2 protein-coding genes are annotated in these 3,429 nt (G+C 63.8%); both read left to right on the top strand.

All coding sequences use genetic code 11. From position 1 onward, the window contains the following. Positions 1 to 1,810, top strand: a 1,810-nt coding sequence (locus EN969_RS22525; protein ID WP_164758421.1) for an ABC transporter ATP-binding protein/permease, incomplete at its 5' end; no start/stop codon positions are given. Between the two features lie 272 nt (positions 1,811 to 2,082). Then, a partial coding sequence (gene mgtE, locus EN969_RS22520) for a magnesium transporter (RefSeq protein ID WP_127419405.1) occupies positions 2,083 to 3,429 on the top strand: 1,347 nt, incomplete at its 3' end.

Genomic DNA, 3,429 nt, shown 5'->3' with positions numbered 1-3,429 from the left:
GTTGTCCAGCAAGGCCGGTGTCTGGTTCGCCGAAGCCTCGGGCGAACTGGTCAATTCCATCGCCTTCTTCCATGACGCCGCCAACACCACGCCGCTTCGCTCGCTTTTGGTCAATGCCGGCGTCCTCGTGCTGCTGGTCGTACTCAAGGACGCTGGCTTCACCGGCATCCGCAACCTTGTCTCGGCGACGTTGCACCGCAAATGGCGCGGTTGGCTGGACAGCCGCTTCAATGAAGCGCTGCTGGACGGCAATCATACGCATTTCCATGCCCAGCACGCGTCGACCGGCAGCGGCGCACCGGCCCCCGACAATATCGACCAGCGCGTCCAGGAATCCATCAAGGACATGACCGGTGGCGCCATCGGGCTCGCCATGGGCGTGCTTGGCGTTGCCACATCGCTCTATTTCGTCGGCCAGAAGCTGCTCGAAAACTCCGTCGAGGTGAAGGGGCTGGAATTCCTCGGCAGCTATGGCAGCGCCATCCTCGCCTTCCTGGCCGTCGCCACCTACGTGCCGCTGAACACTTGGATCGCGGTCAAGCTCGGCGGCCTGCTCGAGCGCCTCAATGTCAGGATGCAGCAGGCCGAGGGCAGCTATCGCGGCGAGCTGACGACATTCCTGCGCCGCTCCTTCCATGTCGCGGCGTCTCAGGGCGAAGGCGTGCAAAGGACCATGCATGGCCGGCTTTATGTCGACATCGACGGCACCTGGACGCGGCTGAACATCGTCAACACCGTCTACATGTCGTTCGAGCTGATCTACAATTTCATCGGTGCCCGCATTGTCGCCTACGGACCGGGCCTGGTGCCGTTCATCCACAACGGTCTCGACCTCAAGGGCTACATAACCGGCTCCGAGCTGGTCAATTCGCTGATCGGCCAGTGTTCCTGGTTCATCCACGTCATGCCCGCCATCGCCACGTTGCGCGCCAACAGCCAGCGTGTCACCGAGCTGGCCAATGCGATCGAGAATGTCCAGCATCCGCAGGAATTCTACAGCCAGACCGGCCGCTCCGACTTCCACTATGCCAGCCAGAACCCGGTTTTCGGCCTGACCATCCAGAAGCTCGAACTGGCGCATCAGGGCGAGGACGCGACGCCCTTTCTCAGCGCCGCCAATCTGCGCTTCCGGCGCGGCGAATGGACTTTCCTGAAAGGCGAGTCCGGTTGCGGCAAGACCTCGCTGATCAAGGCGATCAACGGCCTGTGGCCCTATGGCCGCGGCACCATCGTCTTCCCAGAGGGCGTCAAGAGTTTCTATGCCGCCCAGGAGGTCAAGCTGCAGCCTGTGTCGCTGAAGCAACTGGTCTGCCTGCCCGGCTCCGAGCACGACCATGGCGATGCGCAGGTGGCGTCGGCGCTGCACAAGGCGGGGCTCGGCGACTTTATCGAGCACATGGCCGACGAAAGCCGCGAAGGCAAAAGCTGGGACCAGGTTCTGTCGGGCGGCCAGAAACAGAAGCTGGTGGTGGCCCGCATCGTGCTGCAGCAGCCGGGATTGCTGTTCCTCGACGAGGCGACCGGCGCGCTCGACCCCGATGGCAAGGTCGCCTTCCACCAGGCCATCAAGGACAACTGCCCCGATGTCACGGTGATCTCCGTCATGCACGAGGCGGTGGCGCCGAGATCGATGACGGGCAGCGAATTCTATCACAGCATCGTCGCGATCGCCGACGGCGTCGCCACCAAGAAGCCGCTGGTTCCGACCCTGCCCGCCGAACTCACCACCATTCTGGTGCAGCCAAGGCCGGTCCCAAGGCCGGTCGAAGACAAGTGGCTGCGCTTCTCGCGCCGGCTGAAGCAGAAATAACGGTTATTCCACCCCGGTCTGCCTGGTCGAACGGCGGCCGGTGATCACAGTCTCGCGATCTTGCCCGCTCGTCGGCATTTTCCCTCCTCACCGCGATTGACACGGCGAGGCGCGCTCCTATGTTGCGCCCGCTTGCAGACAATCAAACGCGAACCCGCAAGCGGAAAGGTCACCGCGCCATGCCTGGCGACAGTCACAGTCGAACGCAACAGCCGTCCGCCCTGACGTGACCTCACATGGTTCATGTCCTGCCGGACGGCAAGGAGTGAGCCATGAACGAATTTACCACGGTGGCAAGCGACGAGGCCGTCGCGATTGCCCGTATCCTAGCCAACGATCACGTCGCCGACATTGTCGAGGCCCTGAACAGGGAGCCTCGAGAGACCGCGACGGAACTGCTCTGTGAAGTGACGTTCGAACGTCTGGTCGAGATCTTCGATCAGCCGGAACTCGACGGCGCGTCGGAACGCATGGAGGCGCTGCCGCGCGCCAAGGCGGGCAAGCTGCTCACCGCCATGTCGGTCGACCGGGCAGCCGACATCCTGCGCGAGCTGGAAGAGCCGGCGCGTTCCGAGCTGCTTGGCGGACTTGCGCCGCCGCTGCGCGCAACGCTGCTCTCCATCCTCGGCTATCCCGAAGGCAGTGCCGCATCGATCATGACGACGGAGTTCGTCAGCGTGCCCTCGGACTGGAGCGTCGGGCAAACGCTCGACTACATCCGCAAGGTGGAGCGGACGCGCGAGACCGTCTATGCGATCTATATCGTCGATCCGCAAACGCACCTGCTTGTGCGCTCGACGGGCCTGCGCCGGCTGATCACCGGTGAGCCGGACGATTCGATCATGACGGTGGCGCCGGATCATCTTCCGATGACGGTCGGCCCGCTGACCGATCGCGAAACGCTGGCGCAGACGATCTCCAAATACGATCTGCTCGCCGTTCCGGTCGTCGACCATGGCAAGATCCTCGGCATCGTCACCATCGACGACATCATCGACACGATGATCGCGGAGACGACCGAGGACGTGCACCGTTTCGGCGGCATGGAGGCGCTGGACGAGCCGTACATGAAGATGAGCTTCCTCGCCATGATCAGGAAACGCGGCGGCTGGCTGTGCGCGCTGTTCATCTCGGAGATGCTGACGGCCAACGCCATGCAGAGCTATGAGGGCGAGCTGGAGAAGGCGATCGTGCTGACGCTGTTCATCCCGCTGATCATGAGCTCCGGCGGCAATTCCGGCTCGCAGGCGACCTCGCTGGTCATCCGCGCGCTGGCCTTGCGCGAGATCGGCCTTGGCGACTGGTGGCGGGTGGCGCTGCGCGAGCTGCCCACCGGCCTGGTGCTGGGCGCCATGCTCGGTGTGGTCGGCGTCTGCCGCATCGCGCTCTGGCAGTATATGGGCTTCTACGACTATGGCCCGCACTGGCCGCTGATCGCCACCACGGTGGGTGCTGCACTGGTCGGCATCGTCACCTTCGGTTCGCTGTCGGGGTCGATGCTGCCGTTCGCCTTGAAGCGCATCGGCTTCGACCCGGCCAGCGCATCGGCGCCGTTCGTTGCCACGCTGGTCGATGTCACCGGGCTGGTGATCTATTTCTCGGTGGCGCTGGTGATCCTG

Origin of the sequence: Mesorhizobium sp. M7A.F.Ca.CA.003.01.2.1, assembly GCF_003998945.1 — a bacterium.
Classification (GTDB): Bacteria; Pseudomonadota; Alphaproteobacteria; order Rhizobiales; family Rhizobiaceae; genus Mesorhizobium; species Mesorhizobium ciceri.
The sequence above is the reverse complement of the archived record's forward strand: the minus strand, read 5'-3'. Positions and strand labels throughout refer to the sequence as shown.